The sequence below is a fragment of the Stenotrophomonas sp. MMGLT7 genome, assembly GCF_021168555.1.
Classification (GTDB): Bacteria; Pseudomonadota; Gammaproteobacteria; order Xanthomonadales; family Xanthomonadaceae; genus MMGLT7.
Genome location: NZ_JAJOZS010000021.1, coordinates 1 through 14,433 on the forward strand (window position 1 = coordinate 1; position 14,433 = coordinate 14,433).

Annotated in this window: 14 protein-coding genes; 11 read left to right on the forward strand and 3 right to left on the reverse strand. The window is 68.7% G+C overall.

Features of this window, described 5'->3' with window-relative positions:
* Nucleotides 1-101 precede the first annotated feature (101 nt).
* A complete protein-coding gene (locus LRX76_RS17595) occupies nucleotides 102-2,459 on the reverse strand; it encodes a DNA translocase FtsK (RefSeq protein ID WP_231806933.1) in 2,358 nt (785 codons plus the stop codon).
* A gap of 286 nt (nucleotides 2,460-2,745) precedes the next feature.
* Here LRX76_RS17595 and trxB point away from each other — a divergent pair, with 286 nt between their 5' ends.
* The 5 genes from trxB (at nucleotide 2,746) to infA (ending at nucleotide 6,802) form a co-directional block, all read left to right on the forward strand.
* The gene (gene trxB, locus LRX76_RS17600; protein ID WP_231806934.1) at nucleotides 2,746-3,711 is read left to right on the forward strand and encodes a thioredoxin-disulfide reductase; all 966 of its coding nucleotides are present in this window, start codon (nucleotides 2,746-2,748) and stop codon (nucleotides 3,709-3,711) included.
* A gap of 157 nt (nucleotides 3,712-3,868) precedes the next feature.
* On the forward strand, nucleotides 3,869-5,032 hold the full coding sequence (locus LRX76_RS17605; protein WP_231806935.1) for a GNAT family N-acetyltransferase: 1,164 nt from the start codon (nucleotides 3,869-3,871) through the stop codon (nucleotides 5,030-5,032).
* A 281-nt stretch (nucleotides 5,033-5,313) separates the two neighbouring features.
* Nucleotides 5,314-5,523: a hypothetical protein gene (locus LRX76_RS17610; RefSeq protein WP_231806936.1), complete on the forward strand. Its 210-nt coding sequence runs from the start codon at nucleotides 5,314-5,316 to the stop codon at nucleotides 5,521-5,523.
* A gap of 210 nt (nucleotides 5,524-5,733) precedes the next feature.
* Nucleotides 5,734-6,486: a leucyl/phenylalanyl-tRNA--protein transferase gene (gene aat / locus LRX76_RS17615; protein WP_231806937.1), complete on the forward strand. Its 753-nt coding sequence runs from the start codon at nucleotides 5,734-5,736 to the stop codon at nucleotides 6,484-6,486.
* Nucleotides 6,487-6,583: 97 nt separating this feature from the next.
* The gene (infA, locus tag LRX76_RS17620; RefSeq protein ID WP_004425677.1) at nucleotides 6,584-6,802 is read left to right on the forward strand and encodes a translation initiation factor IF-1; all 219 of its coding nucleotides are present in this window, start codon (nucleotides 6,584-6,586) and stop codon (nucleotides 6,800-6,802) included.
* 157 nt (nucleotides 6,803-6,959) lie between these two features.
* Here the strand turns inward: infA and clpA are convergent, their stop codons facing one another.
* Both clpA and clpS read right to left on the reverse strand, forming a co-directional pair.
* A complete protein-coding gene (gene clpA, locus LRX76_RS17625; protein ID WP_231806938.1) occupies nucleotides 6,960-9,242 on the reverse strand; it encodes an ATP-dependent Clp protease ATP-binding subunit ClpA in 2,283 nt (760 codons plus the stop codon).
* Nucleotides 9,243-9,360: 118 nt separating this feature from the next.
* Nucleotides 9,361-9,684 carry an ATP-dependent Clp protease adapter ClpS gene (gene clpS / locus LRX76_RS17630; RefSeq protein WP_231806939.1) on the reverse strand — a complete coding sequence of 108 codons (324 nt, stop codon included), beginning with the start codon at nucleotides 9,682-9,684 and terminating at the stop codon, nucleotides 9,361-9,363.
* 107 nt (nucleotides 9,685-9,791) lie between these two features.
* Between clpS and LRX76_RS17635 the strand changes: the two genes are divergently transcribed.
* The 6 genes from LRX76_RS17635 to LRX76_RS17660 all read left to right on the forward strand — a co-directional run bounded on the left by LRX76_RS17635 (nucleotide 9,792) and on the right by LRX76_RS17660 (nucleotide 14,247).
* The gene (locus tag LRX76_RS17635) at nucleotides 9,792-10,271 is read left to right on the forward strand and encodes a hypothetical protein (protein ID WP_231806940.1); all 480 of its coding nucleotides are present in this window, start codon (nucleotides 9,792-9,794) and stop codon (nucleotides 10,269-10,271) included.
* The gene (locus LRX76_RS17640; RefSeq protein WP_231806941.1) at nucleotides 10,272-10,727 is read left to right on the forward strand and encodes an NUDIX hydrolase; all 456 of its coding nucleotides are present in this window, start codon (nucleotides 10,272-10,274) and stop codon (nucleotides 10,725-10,727) included. It abuts the gene before it with no gap.
* Complete coding sequence (gene mnmA, locus LRX76_RS17645) at nucleotides 10,724-11,857, forward strand: tRNA 2-thiouridine(34) synthase MnmA (RefSeq protein WP_231806942.1); 1,134 nt, start codon at nucleotides 10,724-10,726, stop codon at nucleotides 11,855-11,857. The genes LRX76_RS17640 and mnmA overlap by 4 nt, the downstream gene beginning before the upstream one ends.
* Nucleotides 11,854-12,468: a high frequency lysogenization protein HflD gene (gene hflD / locus LRX76_RS17650; protein ID WP_231806943.1), complete on the forward strand. Its 615-nt coding sequence runs from the start codon at nucleotides 11,854-11,856 to the stop codon at nucleotides 12,466-12,468. Before mnmA ends, hflD begins: the two co-directional genes overlap by 4 nt.
* A 205-nt stretch (nucleotides 12,469-12,673) precedes the next feature.
* On the forward strand, nucleotides 12,674-13,864 hold the full coding sequence (locus LRX76_RS17655; RefSeq protein ID WP_231806944.1) for a methyl-accepting chemotaxis protein: 1,191 nt from the start codon (nucleotides 12,674-12,676) through the stop codon (nucleotides 13,862-13,864).
* Nucleotides 13,865-13,947: 83 nt separating this feature from the next.
* The gene (locus LRX76_RS17660; protein ID WP_231806945.1) at nucleotides 13,948-14,247 is read left to right on the forward strand and encodes a hypothetical protein; all 300 of its coding nucleotides are present in this window, start codon (nucleotides 13,948-13,950) and stop codon (nucleotides 14,245-14,247) included.
* The last annotated feature ends 186 nt before the right edge of the window (nucleotides 14,248-14,433 follow it).

Consider the following 14,433-nt stretch of genomic DNA (forward strand, 5'->3'; position numbering starts at 1 on the left):
CCATCAGTCGCGATGAGGCCTCTCCCGGTAAAGCCTCATCGCGACTGATGGCCCGGCGGCCACGTGGAGTCGCTCCTACAGTCGCTCCTGAAGGACTGGCGTCATTTCGGCGGCGGCGGCGCCAGCACCGAGCGGTCGCCGTTGTGCTCGGGGGCGCTGACCACGCCGGCCGCCTCCATCGCCTCGATCAGCCGGGCGGCGCGGTTGTAGCCGATTTTCAGCCGCCGCTGCACGCCGGAGATGGAGGCGCGGCGGGTTTCGGTGACGATGCGCAGGGCCTCGTCGTACAGCGGGTCGGACTCGTCGCCGCCACCGCCGCTGGATTCGGGCAGGCCGGTGGCACCGACCACCACCCCGTCGCCCAGCGTCTGCACCTCGTCCAGCACGCCCTCGATGTATTCCACCGGGCCGCTGGCCTTGAGGTGCTCGACCACCCGGTGCACCTCGTCGTCGCCGACGAAGGCGCCGTGCACGCGCTCGGGCATCGCCGTGCCCGGCGGCAGGTACAGCATGTCGCCGTTGCCCAGCAGCGCCTCGGCGCCGGACTGGTCGAGGATGGTGCGCGAGTCGATCTTGGAGCTGACCTGGAAGCCGATGCGGGTGGGGATGTTGGCCTTGATCAGGCCGGTGATCACGTCCACCGACGGCCGCTGGGTGGCCAGGATCAGGTGGATGCCGGCCGCGCGCGCCTTCTGCGCCAGCCGCGCGATCAGTTCCTCGACCTTCTTGCCGACGATCATCATCATGTCGGCGAACTCGTCGATGAAGATGACGATGAACGGCAGCGTCTCCAGCGGCCGCGGCGCCTCGCCCAGTTCCGGGTTGGGCTTGAACAGCGGGTCCATCAGCGGCTGGCCGGCATCCTGCGCCTCGCGCACCTTCTTGTTGAAGCCGGCCAGGTTGCGCACGCCCACCGCGCTCATCAGCTTGTAGCGGCGCTCCATCTCGGCCACGCACCAGCGCAGGCCGTTGGCAGCCTCCTTCATGTCGGTGACCACCGGCGCCAGCAGGTGCGGGATGCCCTCGTAGACGCTCAGCTCGAGCATCTTCGGGTCGATCATCAGCATCCGCAGTTCCTTGGGGCTGGCCTTGTACAACAGGCTCAGCACCATCGCGTTGACCGCCACCGACTTGCCCGAGCCGGTGGTGCCGGCCACCAGCAGGTGCGGCATGCGCGCCAGGTCGGCCACCGTCGGGCGGCCGCCGATGTCCTTGCCCAGCGCCAGCGTCAGCGGGCTGGCGGACTTGTCGTACTCCTTCGAGCGCAGCAGCTCGGACAGGAAGATCATCTCGCGGGTGACGTTGGGAATCTCCAGGCCGATCACCGACTTGCCCGGGATCACGTCGACCACGCGTACCGACTTGACCGACAGGCCGCGGGCGATGTCCTTGTCCAGCGAGCTGATCTGGCTGACCTTGATCCCCGGCGCCGGCTCGATCTCGAAGCGGGTGATCACCGGGCCGGGATAGGCGCCGACCACCTGCGCGTCGATGCGGAAGTCCTTGAGCTTGAACTCGATCTGGCGCGAGAGCGTCTCCAGCGTCTCCTCGTCGTAGCCCTTGGGCTGCGGCTTGGGATCGTCCAGCAGCGCCAGCGGCGGCAGCCCCGACGGGTCGCCGCCGGTGCCGTGGAACAGCGGGATCTGCTGCTCGCGCTTGGCGCGTTCGCTCTTCTCCACCACCGGCGCGGCCGGCGGCTCGATCTTGACCGGCTCGCGCTTGGCGCGCTGCACGGCGTCGGTCTTGCGCACTTCCTCGCGTTCCTCGCGCATGGCGCGGGTCTTCTGCCATTCGTTGGCCTGCTTGCTGCCCCGCTGCAGCAGCGGCCCCAGCGCCAGCACGCCGCGGCCGATGCGCTCCATCAGCGCCAGCCACGACAGCCCGGTGGCCAGGGTGATCGAGGCCAGCAGCAGCACCAGCACGAACAGGTTGGCGCCCAGCGCGCCGAAGCCGCTGCCCAGGGAGTTGCCCACCAGCCGGCCGAGGATGCCGCCGGCCTGGGCGACGTCGCCGCTGAACAGGCGCAGGTGCAGGAACCCGGTACCGGCGATCAGGAAGCCGACGATGCCGACCAGCCGCAGCGCCGGGCCCAGGTCGGCCTCGCCCTGCCCTTCCCTGTCCATGCCGAACAGGGCGATCCACGCCACCGCGCCCAGCACCAGCGGCAGCAGGAAGGCCACGTAGCCGAACAGCTGCAGCAGCACGTCGGCGATCCACGCGCCGAACTTGCCACCCATGTTGTGCACCGGCGCGACCACGCTGCCGGTCTGCGACCAGCCCGGGTCGGCCGCCGAGTACGTGAACAGGCTGGCCAGCAGGTACAGCAGCAGCGGCGCGATCGCGATCAGCGCCAGGTCGCGCCAAAGCCGTTGCCGTCGGGGGTTGGCCGGTGTGCTCTTGCGCGCGGCCGTCTTGCCTTCGCCCTTCGCCTTGCTGCGCTCCGGAAGCTGTTTCGCCACCTTTTTACCGAACCTTAGGAATACTTCGTTAGTATTTGATAATAAACGAAATGGACTGCCATTTCAGCTGCCGTGGCAACGCCGTGCCCGGCTCCGGCGCATTGCCGCCCAATCCGCGCCCGGCCGCCATCCACTGCAGCGGGGGCGGAACGCGAGGCAGGCTGCCGGGCCACGCAGTTCCATCCGCGCGCCTTGATTCGCCCTGTCCGGACCGCCACTCTATGGCCTCGCCGAACGCCGCGGCAAGCCGTGGCGGCGCCGTATTTTCCTTCTTCCGCGAGTGTACATGAGCCTTTCCACCAGCCCCGCCAAGCATTCCCGCCTGTTGATCCTGGGTTCCGGCCCCGCCGGCTGGACCGCGGCCGTCTATGCCGCCCGCGCCAACCTCAAGCCGCTGCTGATCACCGGCCTGGAACAGGGCGGCCAGCTGATGACCACCACCGAGGTGGACAACTGGCCGGGCGACGCCGCCGGCGTGATGGGGCCGGACCTGATGGCGCGCATGCAGGCCCATGCCGAGCGCTTCGAGACCGAGGTGGTGTTCGACCACATCCATACCGCCGACCTGTCGCAGCGGCCGTTCCGGCTGGAGGGCGACGGCGGCGTGTACACCTGCGATGCACTGATCATCGCCACCGGCGCCACCGCCAAGTACCTGGGCATTCCCTCCGAGGAAGCCTTCAAGGGCCGCGGCGTGTCCGCCTGCGCCACCTGCGACGGCTTCTTCTACAAGGGCCAGGACGTGGTGGTGGTGGGCGGCGGCAACACCGCGGTGGAGGAAGCGCTGTACCTGTCCAACATCGCCCGCAAGGTCTACCTGGTACACCGCCGGAACACCCTGCGCGCGGAGAAGATCATGCAGGACAAGCTGCATGCGCGCGTGGCCGAGGGCAAGATCGAGCCGGTGTGGTTCCACACCATCGAGGAGGTGCTGGGCGACGACGCCGGCGTCACCGGGGTACGGGTGCGCTCGGTCGAGGACGGCAGCACCCGCGACATCGCCGCCCACGGCTTCTTCGTCGCCATCGGCCACCATCCCAACACCAGCCTGTTCGAAGGCCAGCTGGCGATGAACAACGGCTACCTGGACATCCGCTCCGGCCTGGGCGGCAACGCCACCCAGACCTCGGTGGAAGGCGTGTTCGCCGCCGGCGACGTGGCCGACCAGCACTACCGCCAGGCGATCACCTCGGCCGGCTTCGGCTGCATGGCCGCGCTGGATGCCGAGCGCTACCTGGACGCGAACGGCTGAACCGGCGATCGCGGCGCGCCTTCTCTCGTAGAGCCGAGCTCGCTCGGCTGAAGCCTTCCCGGTAGATCCCCAGCCGAGCAAGCTCGGCTCTACGGTCGCGATCACCGTAGCTCGAGACCGAGTGCCCGCGATGGCGGCGATCGACTACCCTGTCCGCATGCCAGTCGTACGCCTGATTCCCTCGCTTTCGTGCATACCCGCGGCGGATTGGGATGCCCTCCACGACGGCGGCAATCCGTTCGTCTGCCATGCCTTCCTGTGCGGGCTGGAACTGACCGGTTGCCTGCGCCCCTCGTGGGGCTGGACGCCGCATCACCTGACGCTCTGGCAGGGCGACGAACTGGTCGCCGCCGCCCCGGGGTACCTGAAGGACAACTCCCACGGCGAGTTCGTGTTCGACCACGCCTGGGCGCATGCCTATGCCCGCTACGGCCAGGATTACTTTCCCAAGTGGCTGTGCGCGGTGCCCTACTCGCCGGTGACCGGCCCGCGCCTGCTGGCGCGCGACGATGCCGGCCGGCTGGCGCTGTTGCGGGCCATGCAGGGACTGGTCGAGAGCGAACAATTGTCGTCGGCGCACGTGAATTTCCCGCTGCCGGGCGAGGACGCGCTGTTCCCGCGGGACTGGCTGCCGCGCCTCGACGTGCAGTACCACTGGCGCAACCCCGGCCGCTGGCGCACGTTCGACGACTACCTGGCGGCGATGGACCACAAGCACCGCAAGAACATCCGCCAGGAACGCGCCAAGGTCTGTCGCGCCGGCATCGAGCTGCGCACGATCCATGGCGACGAGGCCGGCGAGGCCGAGCTGGAGGCCATGCACGGCTTCTACCTGAAGACCTTCGACGACTACGGCAACTCGCCGGCGCTGACGCCGGAATTCATCGGACACCTGGCGCGCACGATGCCGCGCAGCCTGGTGATGTTCATGGCCTTCGACGGCGCCGTCCCGGTGGCCGCCGCGCTGTGCCTGCGCGGCGGCGACACCCTGTACGGCCGCTACTGGGGCGGCGAGAACCTGCCGGGCCTGCATTTCGAGACCTGCTACTACCAGGGCATCGACTACTGCCTGCGCGAAGGCCTGGCCCGTTTCGAGCCCGGCGCGCAGGGCGAGCACAAGGTCGCCCGCGGCTTCCTGCCGGCGCTGGTGCACAGCCGCCACTGGATCGCCGACCCGGCCTTCCGCGAGGCGCTGGCGCGCTGGTGCGGCGAGGAGGCCATGTCGGTGCGGCGCTATGCCGCCGACATCGGCCGGCATTCGCCGTTCCGGGCCGTGGATGCGTGTGTTGAAGGGGTTTCTTCGAATCAAACGCAGCCTTGATTCCCGCGGAAAGCCGTCGTTCCGACACCCGCAAAGCCTGAACCCGTCGTCTCCGCGTTCGCGCACTATTGTTCGGGGAAAACTCCACTCGTCGCTCCCGCGTAAGCGGGAGCCCATGGACGTTGCTGCGATCTGCACGAACGTCCCTGGATCCCCACCTGCGCGCACTCCTGTCCGGAGAAAACTCAGGATCGGACAGTTGTCGGCCGAAGTGGCGTGGCCCACGTTCGGAACAGTGAACTCGTCGTCCGCGCGCAGGCGGGGACCCAGCGACTTGCGCGATGAGCAGCCCGCTACGCAATTTCCCGGTAGCTGCACCTTTCAAGCCACAGGCACTGGATCCCCGCCTGCGCGAACTACTGTCCGGGGAAACTCCGATCGTCGCTTCCGTGCAAACCGAAGCCCATGGGCGTAGCCGCGATCTGCGCGAACGTCCTTGGATGATCAGCCATTCGGCTGCTGAAAAGCGTTTCCCGCTTTCGCGGGGATGACGAGAAGTAAGGTTCAGCGCATTAGTCTCGATCCGGGTTCCGAAAGTACCCAGGCACGCCGAGAGCCTTGCGTTCCGGGCATTCGGTGTCCCAGCGGCGATTCTTCGGACAGTAGTCCTTCACTGGGACGACGAGTTCACTATCCCGAGCATGCGTCCATCCATATCCACAACGCACGGGATCCGGCCGGGCGCCGAATAGAATGCAGCCATGACACGCCGCCTGCCCTTCCTGCTCGACGAGGATCCCGCGTCGCCCTTCCCGCCTGCGGAACTGGCGCTGCACGAGCCGGACGGGCTGCTGGCGATCGGCGGCGACCTGTCGCCGCAGCGGCTGCTCGTCGCCTATGCCGGCGGCATCTTCCCGTGGTTCTCCGAGGGCCAGCCGATCCTGTGGTGGTCGCCCGACCCGCGCACGCTGTTCCGTACCGATGGGGTCAGGCTGTCCACGCGGTTCCGCCGCGGCCTGCGCCACAGCGGCTGGAGGGTATGCGCCGACAGCGCCTTCGCCGAAGTGATCGACGCCTGCGCCCGTATCCCGCGCCGCGGCCAGGACGGCACCTGGATCACCGCGCGGATGCGCGAGGCCTATGTGGAATTGCATCGCCTGGGCCATGCCCATTCGGTCGAGGTGTTCGCCGGCGACGAGCTGGCCGGCGGCATCTACGGCGTGGCGCTGGGGCGGATGTTCTTCGGCGAGAGCATGTTCAGCGCCCGCAGCGGCGGTTCCAAGGTGGCGCTGGCGGCGCTGGCGCTGCGCCTGCGGCAGTGGGGCTGGCCGCTGATCGACGCCCAGGTCGAGAACGACCACCTGCTGAGCCTGGGCGCGCAGCGCTGGCCGCGGCCGGAGTTCCTGGCGGAGGTGCGGCGGCTGGTGCAGATGCCGGCAACGCCGGCCGGCGACTGGCGCCAGGCCTTCGGCATCCTGCCGGCCAGCGACCTGGCGGTTGCGGGCGCCTATTGACGCCGGTTAACGCAAACTTTGCGTCTGCGGCCACCGCGGCGTAAAATCCTCGCTCTTGAGCCCCATCGGGGCCACCCGCGAAACCGCACAGGATTACATGTCGAAAGACGATTCCATCGAATTCGAAGGCACCGTCAGCGAGACGCTGCCCAACACCACCTTCCGGGTCAAGCTGGAGAACGGGCACGAGATCATCGCCCACATCTCCGGCCGCATGCGCAAGAACTACATCCGCATCCTGACCGGCGACCGGGTCAAGGTCGAGATGACGCCGTACGACCTGACCAAGGGGCGCATCACCTACCGCATGAAGTAAGCACGCAGTGCTTGCGTGCTGTAGGAGCGACTTCAGTCGCGATGGGGCTTTCCAGGTGAAGCCCAATCGCGACTGAAGTCGCTCCTACCAGTCGCTCCTACGATAGGTCCGGTGCAAGACGAAAGCCTCCGCTCGCGCGGAGGCTTTCGCATGCCCGTCATTCCACCGTGGCAGGCAGCAGGCGCTCGGGTTCGGCCTGCGCCTCCACCACCAGTTCGCCGTCCTTGACGTCGATGCTGACGCGGCCGCCGCCCACCAGCTTGCCGAACAGCAGTTCGTCGGCCAGCGGACGCTTGACCTTGTCCTGGATCACCCGCGCCATCGGGCGGGCGCCCATCAGTGGGTCGAAGCCGTGCTGGGCCAGCCAGTCGCGTGCGGCCGGGGTGCTCGACACGCTGACGTGCTTCTCCTGCAGCAGCGCCTCCAGCTCGATCAGGAACTTGTCCACCACCCGCAGGATGTGGTCGAAGCCCAGCGGCTGGAACTGCACCACCGCGTCCAGGCGGTTGCGGAACTCCGGGGTGAAGCTGCGGCGGATGGTTTCCATCGCGTCGGTGGAGTGGTCTTGCCGGGTGAAGCCGATCGAGCGCCGCGACGCCTGCGCGGCACCGGCATTGGTGGTCATCACCAGGATCACGTTCTTGAAGTTCGCCTCGCGCCCGTTGGTGTCGGTGAGCACGCCGCGGTCCATCACCTGCAGCAGGATGTTGAAGATGTCCGGGTGCGCCTTCTCCACCTCGTCCAGCAGCAGCACGCAGTGCGGGGTCTTGACGATCTTCTCGGTCAGCAGGCCGCCCTGGTCGAAGCCGACGTAGCCCGGGGGCGCGCCGATCAGGCGGCTGATCGAATGCGGCTCCATGTACTCGCTCATGTCGAACCGGACCAGCTCGATGCCCAGTTGCAGCGCCAGCTGCTTGGTCACCTCGGTCTTGCCCACGCCGGTGGGGCCAGCGAACAGGAAGTTGCCGATCGGCTTCTCCGGGTTGCCTAGGCCCGAGCGCGCCAGCTTGATCGCCGAGGACAGGGTCTCGATCGCCGGGTCCTGGCCGAAGATCACCATCTTCAGGTTGCGCTCCAGGTGCTGCAGCACGTCCTTGTCGGTGGCGCTGACCTGCTTGGCCGGGATCCGCGCCATCTTGGCAACGATGGTCTCGATCTCCTCGATGTCGATCAGCTCCTTGCGCTCGCCCTCCGGCAGCAGCCGCTGGCGCGCGCCGGCCTCGTCGATGACGTCGATCGCCTTGTCCGGCAGCAGGCGGTCGCCGATGTGCTTGACCGACAGGTCCACCGCCGCCTGCAGCGCGTCGTCGGCGTAGGTGACGTTGTGGTGCGCCTCGTAGCGGGGCTTGAGGCCCTGCAGGATCTGGTAGGTTTCGCCGGTGGTCGGCTCGACGATGTCGATCTTCTGGAAGCGCCGCGCCAGCGCGCGGTCCTTCTCGAAGATGCCGCGGTACTCCTGGAAGGTGGTCGAGCCGATGCAGCGCAGCTCGCCGGAGGCCAGCGCCGGCTTGATCAGGTTGGAGGCGTCCATGGTGCCGCCCGAGGCCGAGCCGGCACCGATGATGGTGTGGATCTCGTCGATGAACAGCACCGCGTTGGGTACCTTCTTGAGCGCGGTCAGCACGCCCTTCAGGCGCTTCTCGAAGTCGCCGCGGTACTTGGTGCCGGCGACCAGCGCGCCCAGGTCGAGCGAGTAGATCACCGCGTCGGCCAGCACCTCGGGCACCGAGCCCTCGACGATGCGCTTGGCCAGGCCTTCGGCGATCGCGGTCTTGCCCACGCCGGCCTCGCCCACGTACAGCGGGTTGTTCTTGCGGCGGCGGCAGAGCACCTGGATGGTGCGCTCGATCTCGTCGGCGCGCCCGACCAGCGGGTCGATCCGGCCCTCGCGGGCCAGTTCGTTCAGGTTGCTGGCGTACTCGGCCAGGGCATCGCCCTTGGCCTCGCCCTCGCCCGCCTCGGCCTTGCCCTCGCCTTCGGCCGCGGACGCGGCATCGCCCTCCTCGCCCAGCTTGGCGATGCCGTGCGACAGGTAGTTGACGACGTCCAGGCGGGTGATGTCCTGCTGGCTGAGGAAGTACACCGCATGCGAGTCCTTCTCGCCGAAGATTGCCACCAGCACGTTGGCGCCGGTGACCTCCTTCTTGCCGGAGGACTGCACGTGGTAGACGGCGCGCTGCAGCACGCGCTGGAAGCCCAGGGTGGGCTGGGTGTCGCGGCCGTCGTCCTCGGCCAGGCGCGAGACCGAGGCCTCGATGGCCTCCTCCAGCTCGCCGCGCAGCCGCGCGAGGTCGGCGCCGCAGGCCTTGAGCACGGCCTGGGCGGATGGGTTGTCGAGCAGCGCCAGCAGCAGGTGCTCGACGGTCATGAACTCATGACGGGCTTCACGGGCACGCTTGTAGCACTGGCCGATGGTTTGCTCGAGGTCTTTGCTGAACATGGGTTACTCCGACGGCAGTTGCAGACAATATGCGGCCTGTACCCGCGATTTCCACAACCCTACCGGATCGCTGCGTTCAGATGGCGTTAGCGTGGCGCCCCGGGCGCCGCGCCTGCGCTCACAGCCGTTCCATGGTGCACAGCAGCGGATGCTGGTTCATCCGCGAGAACTCGTTGACCTGGGCGACCTTGGACTCGGCCACCTCGCGGGTATAGACCCCGCAGACCCCGCGCCCGCGGGTATGGACGTGCAGCATCACCTGGGTGGCCTTTTCCAGGTCCATGGAAAAGAACTGCTGCAGCACGGTCACCACGAAGTCCATCGGGGTGTAGTCGTCGTTCAGCAGCATTACCTGGTAAAGCGGTGGCGGCGCGACTTCGGGCTTGCCGGTTTCCACCAGTACGCCGTGGTCCAGATCGGGAGATGATGTCTTGCGGGGCATCGGACAATTATAGGGGCTGCCCTGCCCGTGCCGGACGCCGGCGGCGTGGACGCGGCAGCGGATCGGCGGCGACAATGCGTTCCTGTTCCGAACCGACACCGCTACATATGAGACTCCACGCCGCCGTCCCGGCCGCCGTGCTGGCCTGCCTGGCCGGCGGCGCCGCTCCCGCGCTTGCCGCAGACGCCTCGGTGGAGGCGCGCCTGTCGGCGCGCGGCCTGGATTTCGAAAGCGACGACGACGGCGACTACAAGGTCGTGTTCGCCTACGACAACGAGGGGCGCAGCCAGTTGGTGTTCATCTCCGGCAGCACCACCTCGGTCAGGGGCATGACCGTGCGCGAGGTGTTCGCACCGGCCGGACGGGTGCAGGCCGACGGCATCGACGGCAAGCGCGCGCTGGAGCTGCTGGCCGACAGCCGGCTCAGGAAGATCGGCAGCTGGGAGCTGGCCGGCGACGTCCTGTACTTCGTGATCAAGCTGCCGGACAACGTGGACGCGGCGACGCTGGAGGCCGCCATCGACGTGGCCGCGCAGACCGCCGACGACATGGAGATCGAGTTGTCCGGCGACAGGGACGCACTGTAGATGGGCGGCGAGCACATCTGGAAGCCGGAGGCGACCGTGGCCACGGTGGTGGTGCGCGATGGCCGGCTGCTGCTGGTGGAAGAGTCGATCGGCGGGACGCTGGTGCTGAACCAGCCGGCCGGCCACCTCGAGCCGGACGAAAGCCTGCAGCAGGCCGCGCTGCGCGAGACCCTGGAGGAAACCGGCTGGCAGGTCAGGCTGACCGCCTTCATCGGCTGCTACCAGTGGCAGGCCGCCGGCGGCCGCCAGTTCCTGCGTTTCGCCTTCGCTGCCGATCCGCTGGCGCACGATCCGGCGCGCACGCTGGACGAGGGCATCGTGCGCGCGCTGTGGATGACGCCGCAGGAACTGCGCGCCGCCGGGCCGCGGCTGCGCAGCCCGCTGGTATGGCAGGCGGCGGCCGACTGGCTGGGCGGACGCCGCTTCCCGCTTTCCCTGGTGGAACAGGTGCGATGAGCGCGTCGCGGATCATGGTCGGGGTGTCGGGGGGCGTGGACTCCTCCGTGGCGGCCTGGCGGCTGGTGCAGCAGGGCGAGGCGGTGGCCGGCCTGTTCATGCAGAACTGGGCCGACGACGGCACGGGCCAGTGCCGCGCCGAGGACGACCGCCGCGATGCGGTGGCGGTGTGCGGCGTGCTCGGCATCCTGTTCCATTTCCGCGATTTCTCCAGCGAGTACTGGCAGGGCGTGTTCGAGCATTTCCTGGCCGAGTACGCCGCCGGGCGCACGCCCAATCCCGACGTGCTGTGCAACCGCGAGGTCAAGTTCAAGCATTTCCTCGATGCGGCGCGCGAACTCGGCGCCGAGCGCATCGCCACCGGCCACTACGCGCGCATCGACCGCCACGGCGGCCGCTGGCGGCTGCTGCGCGGCGCCGACCACGGCAAGGACCAGAGCTATTTCCTGCACCAGCTGGGACAGGAACAACTGGCCGCGACCCTGTTCCCGATCGGCGACCTGCACAAGACCGATCTGCGCCGCATCGCCCGCGACGCCGGCCTGCCGACCCATGCCAAGAAGGATTCCACCGGGATCTGCTTCATCGGCGAGCGCGACTTCCGCCAGTTCCTGGGACGCTACCTGCCGGCCAGGAGCGGGCAGATCCGCGATCCGCAGGGCCGCTACATCGCCGACCATCCGGGCGTGTTCTACTTCACCCTGGGCCAGCGCGAGGGGTTGAACATCGGCGGCGTACGCGGCCGGCCCGCCGCGCCGTGGTACGTGGTCGGCAAGGACGTGGCCGCCAACGTGCTGTACGTGGACCAGGACCGCGACAGCCCCTGGCTGCAGTCGCGCCGATTGCGCTCGGAAGTTGCACACTGGGTGGCCGGCAGCCCGCCGGCGCGCCGCTTCGACTGCACCGCGCAGACCCGCTACCGCCAGCCCGACGAGCCATGCACGGTCGCCGTCGAGGACGATGGCAGCGTCAGCGTGCGCTTCGCGCGCGACCAGCGTGCGGTCACCCCCGGGCAGTCGCTGGTGCTCTACGACGGCGACCAGTGCCTGGGCGGAGCGGTGATCGCCACCACCGACGCGCCCATGCCGCTGGGCATGGCTTCCCTTTCAGAAGAGGTATCGATTCGATGAGTTTCCCGGTGGAAGAACGCGTACTGGCGCTGGCGGGCATCGCCCAGGCGCTGCAACAGGTCAGGCGCATCGCCGAGACCGGCCAGTCCGAGGCCTCGGTGGTGCGCACGCTGATGGACAGCGTGTTCCGCATCGATGCCGCCACCCCGGCGGCGGTGTACGGCGACGTGTCCGACCTGGCGCCGGGCCTGCGCCTGCTCAACGACTACTTCAACAATCGCGCCCAGGACGCGGTGCTGCCGCGGCTGGCGCTGGCGGTACTGCAGCTGGAACGCCGCTTCGTCAAGACGCCCGCCACCGCCCGCGCGGTGGCCGAGGGCATCGAACGCACCGCCCCGCTCGCCCGCGAAGCCGGCGACAGCGGCCATCCGGACGTGCTGTCGGCGCTGGGCAAGCTGTATGCCGACACCATCAGCCACCTGCGGCCGCGGGTGATGGTCCAGGGCAATCCGCACTACCTGGGCCAGGCCGGGGTGGTCTCGGAGATCCGCGCGCTGTTGCTGGCGGCGATGCGTTCGGCGGTGCTGTGGCGCCAGCTCGGCGGCAGCTACTGGGATTTCCTGTTCGCCAAGCGCGCCATGGCCGAGGCGGTGGCGCGCGCGCTGCGTTGAGGAGCCGGGATTGGGGATTCGGGATTGGGGATTGGTGAAGCCTTGCTGCTGCCTTTCCCGACTCTCCAATCCCGAATCCCCAATCCCGCTCCCCCGCCTGAACGCCCGGCAACATGCCCGGCACGATGTCATGCAGGTCACCGGAAGGGTTAAAGACGACCGGGCGATGGCCGATACAGCACTCGTGACTCTGCCGAGAACGTCCATGTCTTCACACCTGCTCATCCGTCTGGCCCCTCCTCTGGTGCTGACCCTGCTATTTCCCGTCGCGGTCGGCTTCGACTGGCCAGGCGCGGCACGCTGGGCCATCCTGACCACCATGACCCTCAGCTGGCTGGGGTTCGCGGCATGGTCCGTCTACAGCCAGAGCCGTCGCTCGCCCGAGCACGCGCGCATCCTGCGCGAGCAGGACCAGCTGCTGACCGAGCTGCGCAACTTCGTCGGCAACGAGATCGACGGTTCGCGCGGCGAGATCGAGCGTGCCCGCGAATTGATCCGCCAGGCGGTGGCCGGGCTGGGCGGCAGCTTCGACGCGATGAGCCGCAAGTCGCGGCAGCAGGGCCAGGCGGTGGCGCGGATCGTCGACCGCGCCGGCGACGACGGCCATGCCGGCGTGGACGTGGCGCGCTTCGCCCAGCACGCCAGCCAGCGCATGGAGCAACTGGTGGAGGCACTGGAACAGGTCAGCGGCCAGAGCAGCACCACGGTGCACCACATCGACGAGATGGCGCAGCACCTGGACGGCATCTTCGCGCTGCTGGAGGACGTCAAGTCGATCGCCGACCAGACCAACCTGCTGGCGCTCAACGCCGCCATCGAGGCCGCCCGCGCCGGCGAGGCCGGCCGCGGCTTCGCGGTGGTGGCCGACGAGGTGCGCAACCTGTCCGAGCGCTCAACGACCTTCAACGAGCAGATCCGCAAGCTGGCGCACAGCTCCAAGGACGCCATCGCCAAGGTCCGCGAGACGGTCACGCAGATGGCCTCGCGCGACATGGACCGCTCGCGCGAGGCGCGCAACGAGGCCGCGACGATGCTCGACAACGTGGCCGCGATCAATGCCTCGCTCGGCGAGGGCATGCGCGAGATCTCCGAATGCGGCCGTGCCATCGACGGCAGCGTCGCCGAGGCGGTGCGGGCCCTGCAGTTCGAGGACATCGCCACCCAGGCGCTGGGCGGCGCGCACAGCCACCTCGACCGCCTCACCGCGATCAACAAGGAAGCGCTTGCGCTGCAGGAACTGCTGCAGCGCAACGGCGGCGTGCTCGACCACGAGCTGATCGCGGCACTGCAGCGCGTCGGCAGCCGCCTGCGCGAGATGCGCAGCGAGTGGGAGAAGCCGCCGCACAAGGCCGTGGCCCAGCAGAGCATGGGCGCCGGCACGGTGGAACTGTTCTGATCCCGCGCCTGCCCGTGGACACTCCTCCCCGGCCAGGCGCGGGGGATCCGTCCCCGGCGGCGGCATCCCGATATCGTCTTTCCATGCACTTCGATCCGCCCGTACCTGCCGGCGCCCCCGCCGGCGCAGCCCCCGCCGCCCTGCCGCCGCAAGGCCGGCAAGCGGCGGCAGCGGCCGGGACGCCAGCCAGCCGCGGCGAGGCGCTGGTGCAGCTGGAAATCGCGGCCCAGGCGGAACTGCGGCAACTCGCCGGCAGCCTGCCAGTGGCAGACGCACCGGCCGACCCGGTGTTCACCGAGCTTTGCTGGGACCTGGGCCTGGACGGCGCCACCGCCACCGCCACCGTCGCGGCAGCCGGCGCCGGCAACACGCCCGGTTGCTGAGCACGCTGACAGCTGCGTTCCTTGTGGTTCTCGGGTGCCAGGCTCGGTCTTGCGCGGTGCCTCTTCAGCACGAGGCAACTTCCCCTTTCCTGCACGCGGGGCAGGAAGAATCCGGGAAACCCGGATGTGATGGAGTGCCAGGCCTGCCTTGGGCATTCACCATCTCGACACGAACGCACGGATCCA

Bases quoted from the DNA above. Each gene is read 5' to 3' on its own strand.
- LRX76_RS17655 (WP_231806944.1), top strand. From the start codon at position 12,674: ATGTCTTCACACCTGCTCATCCGTCTGGCCCCTCCTCTGGTGCTGACC.
- infA (WP_004425677.1), top strand. From the start codon at position 6,584: ATGTCGAAAGACGATTCCATCGAATTCGAAGGCACCGTCAGCGAGACG.
- trxB (WP_231806934.1), top strand. From the start codon at position 2,746: ATGAGCCTTTCCACCAGCCCCGCCAAGCATTCCCGCCTGTTGATCCTG.
- LRX76_RS17640 (WP_231806941.1), top strand. From the start codon at position 10,272: ATGGGCGGCGAGCACATCTGGAAGCCGGAGGCGACCGTGGCCACGGTG.
- clpS (WP_231806939.1), bottom strand. From the start codon at position 9,684: ATGCCCCGCAAGACATCATCTCCCGATCTGGACCACGGCGTACTGGTG.
- aat (WP_231806937.1), top strand. From the start codon at position 5,734: ATGACACGCCGCCTGCCCTTCCTGCTCGACGAGGATCCCGCGTCGCCC.
- LRX76_RS17660 (WP_231806945.1), top strand. From the start codon at position 13,948: ATGCACTTCGATCCGCCCGTACCTGCCGGCGCCCCCGCCGGCGCAGCC.
- hflD (WP_231806943.1), top strand. From the start codon at position 11,854: ATGAGTTTCCCGGTGGAAGAACGCGTACTGGCGCTGGCGGGCATCGCC.
- LRX76_RS17635 (WP_231806940.1), top strand. From the start codon at position 9,792: ATGAGACTCCACGCCGCCGTCCCGGCCGCCGTGCTGGCCTGCCTGGCC.
- mnmA (WP_231806942.1), top strand. From the start codon at position 10,724: ATGAGCGCGTCGCGGATCATGGTCGGGGTGTCGGGGGGCGTGGACTCC.
- LRX76_RS17605 (WP_231806935.1), top strand. From the start codon at position 3,869: ATGCCAGTCGTACGCCTGATTCCCTCGCTTTCGTGCATACCCGCGGCG.
- LRX76_RS17610 (WP_231806936.1), top strand. From the start codon at position 5,314: ATGAGCAGCCCGCTACGCAATTTCCCGGTAGCTGCACCTTTCAAGCCA.
- clpA (WP_231806938.1), bottom strand. From the start codon at position 9,242: ATGTTCAGCAAAGACCTCGAGCAAACCATCGGCCAGTGCTACAAGCGT.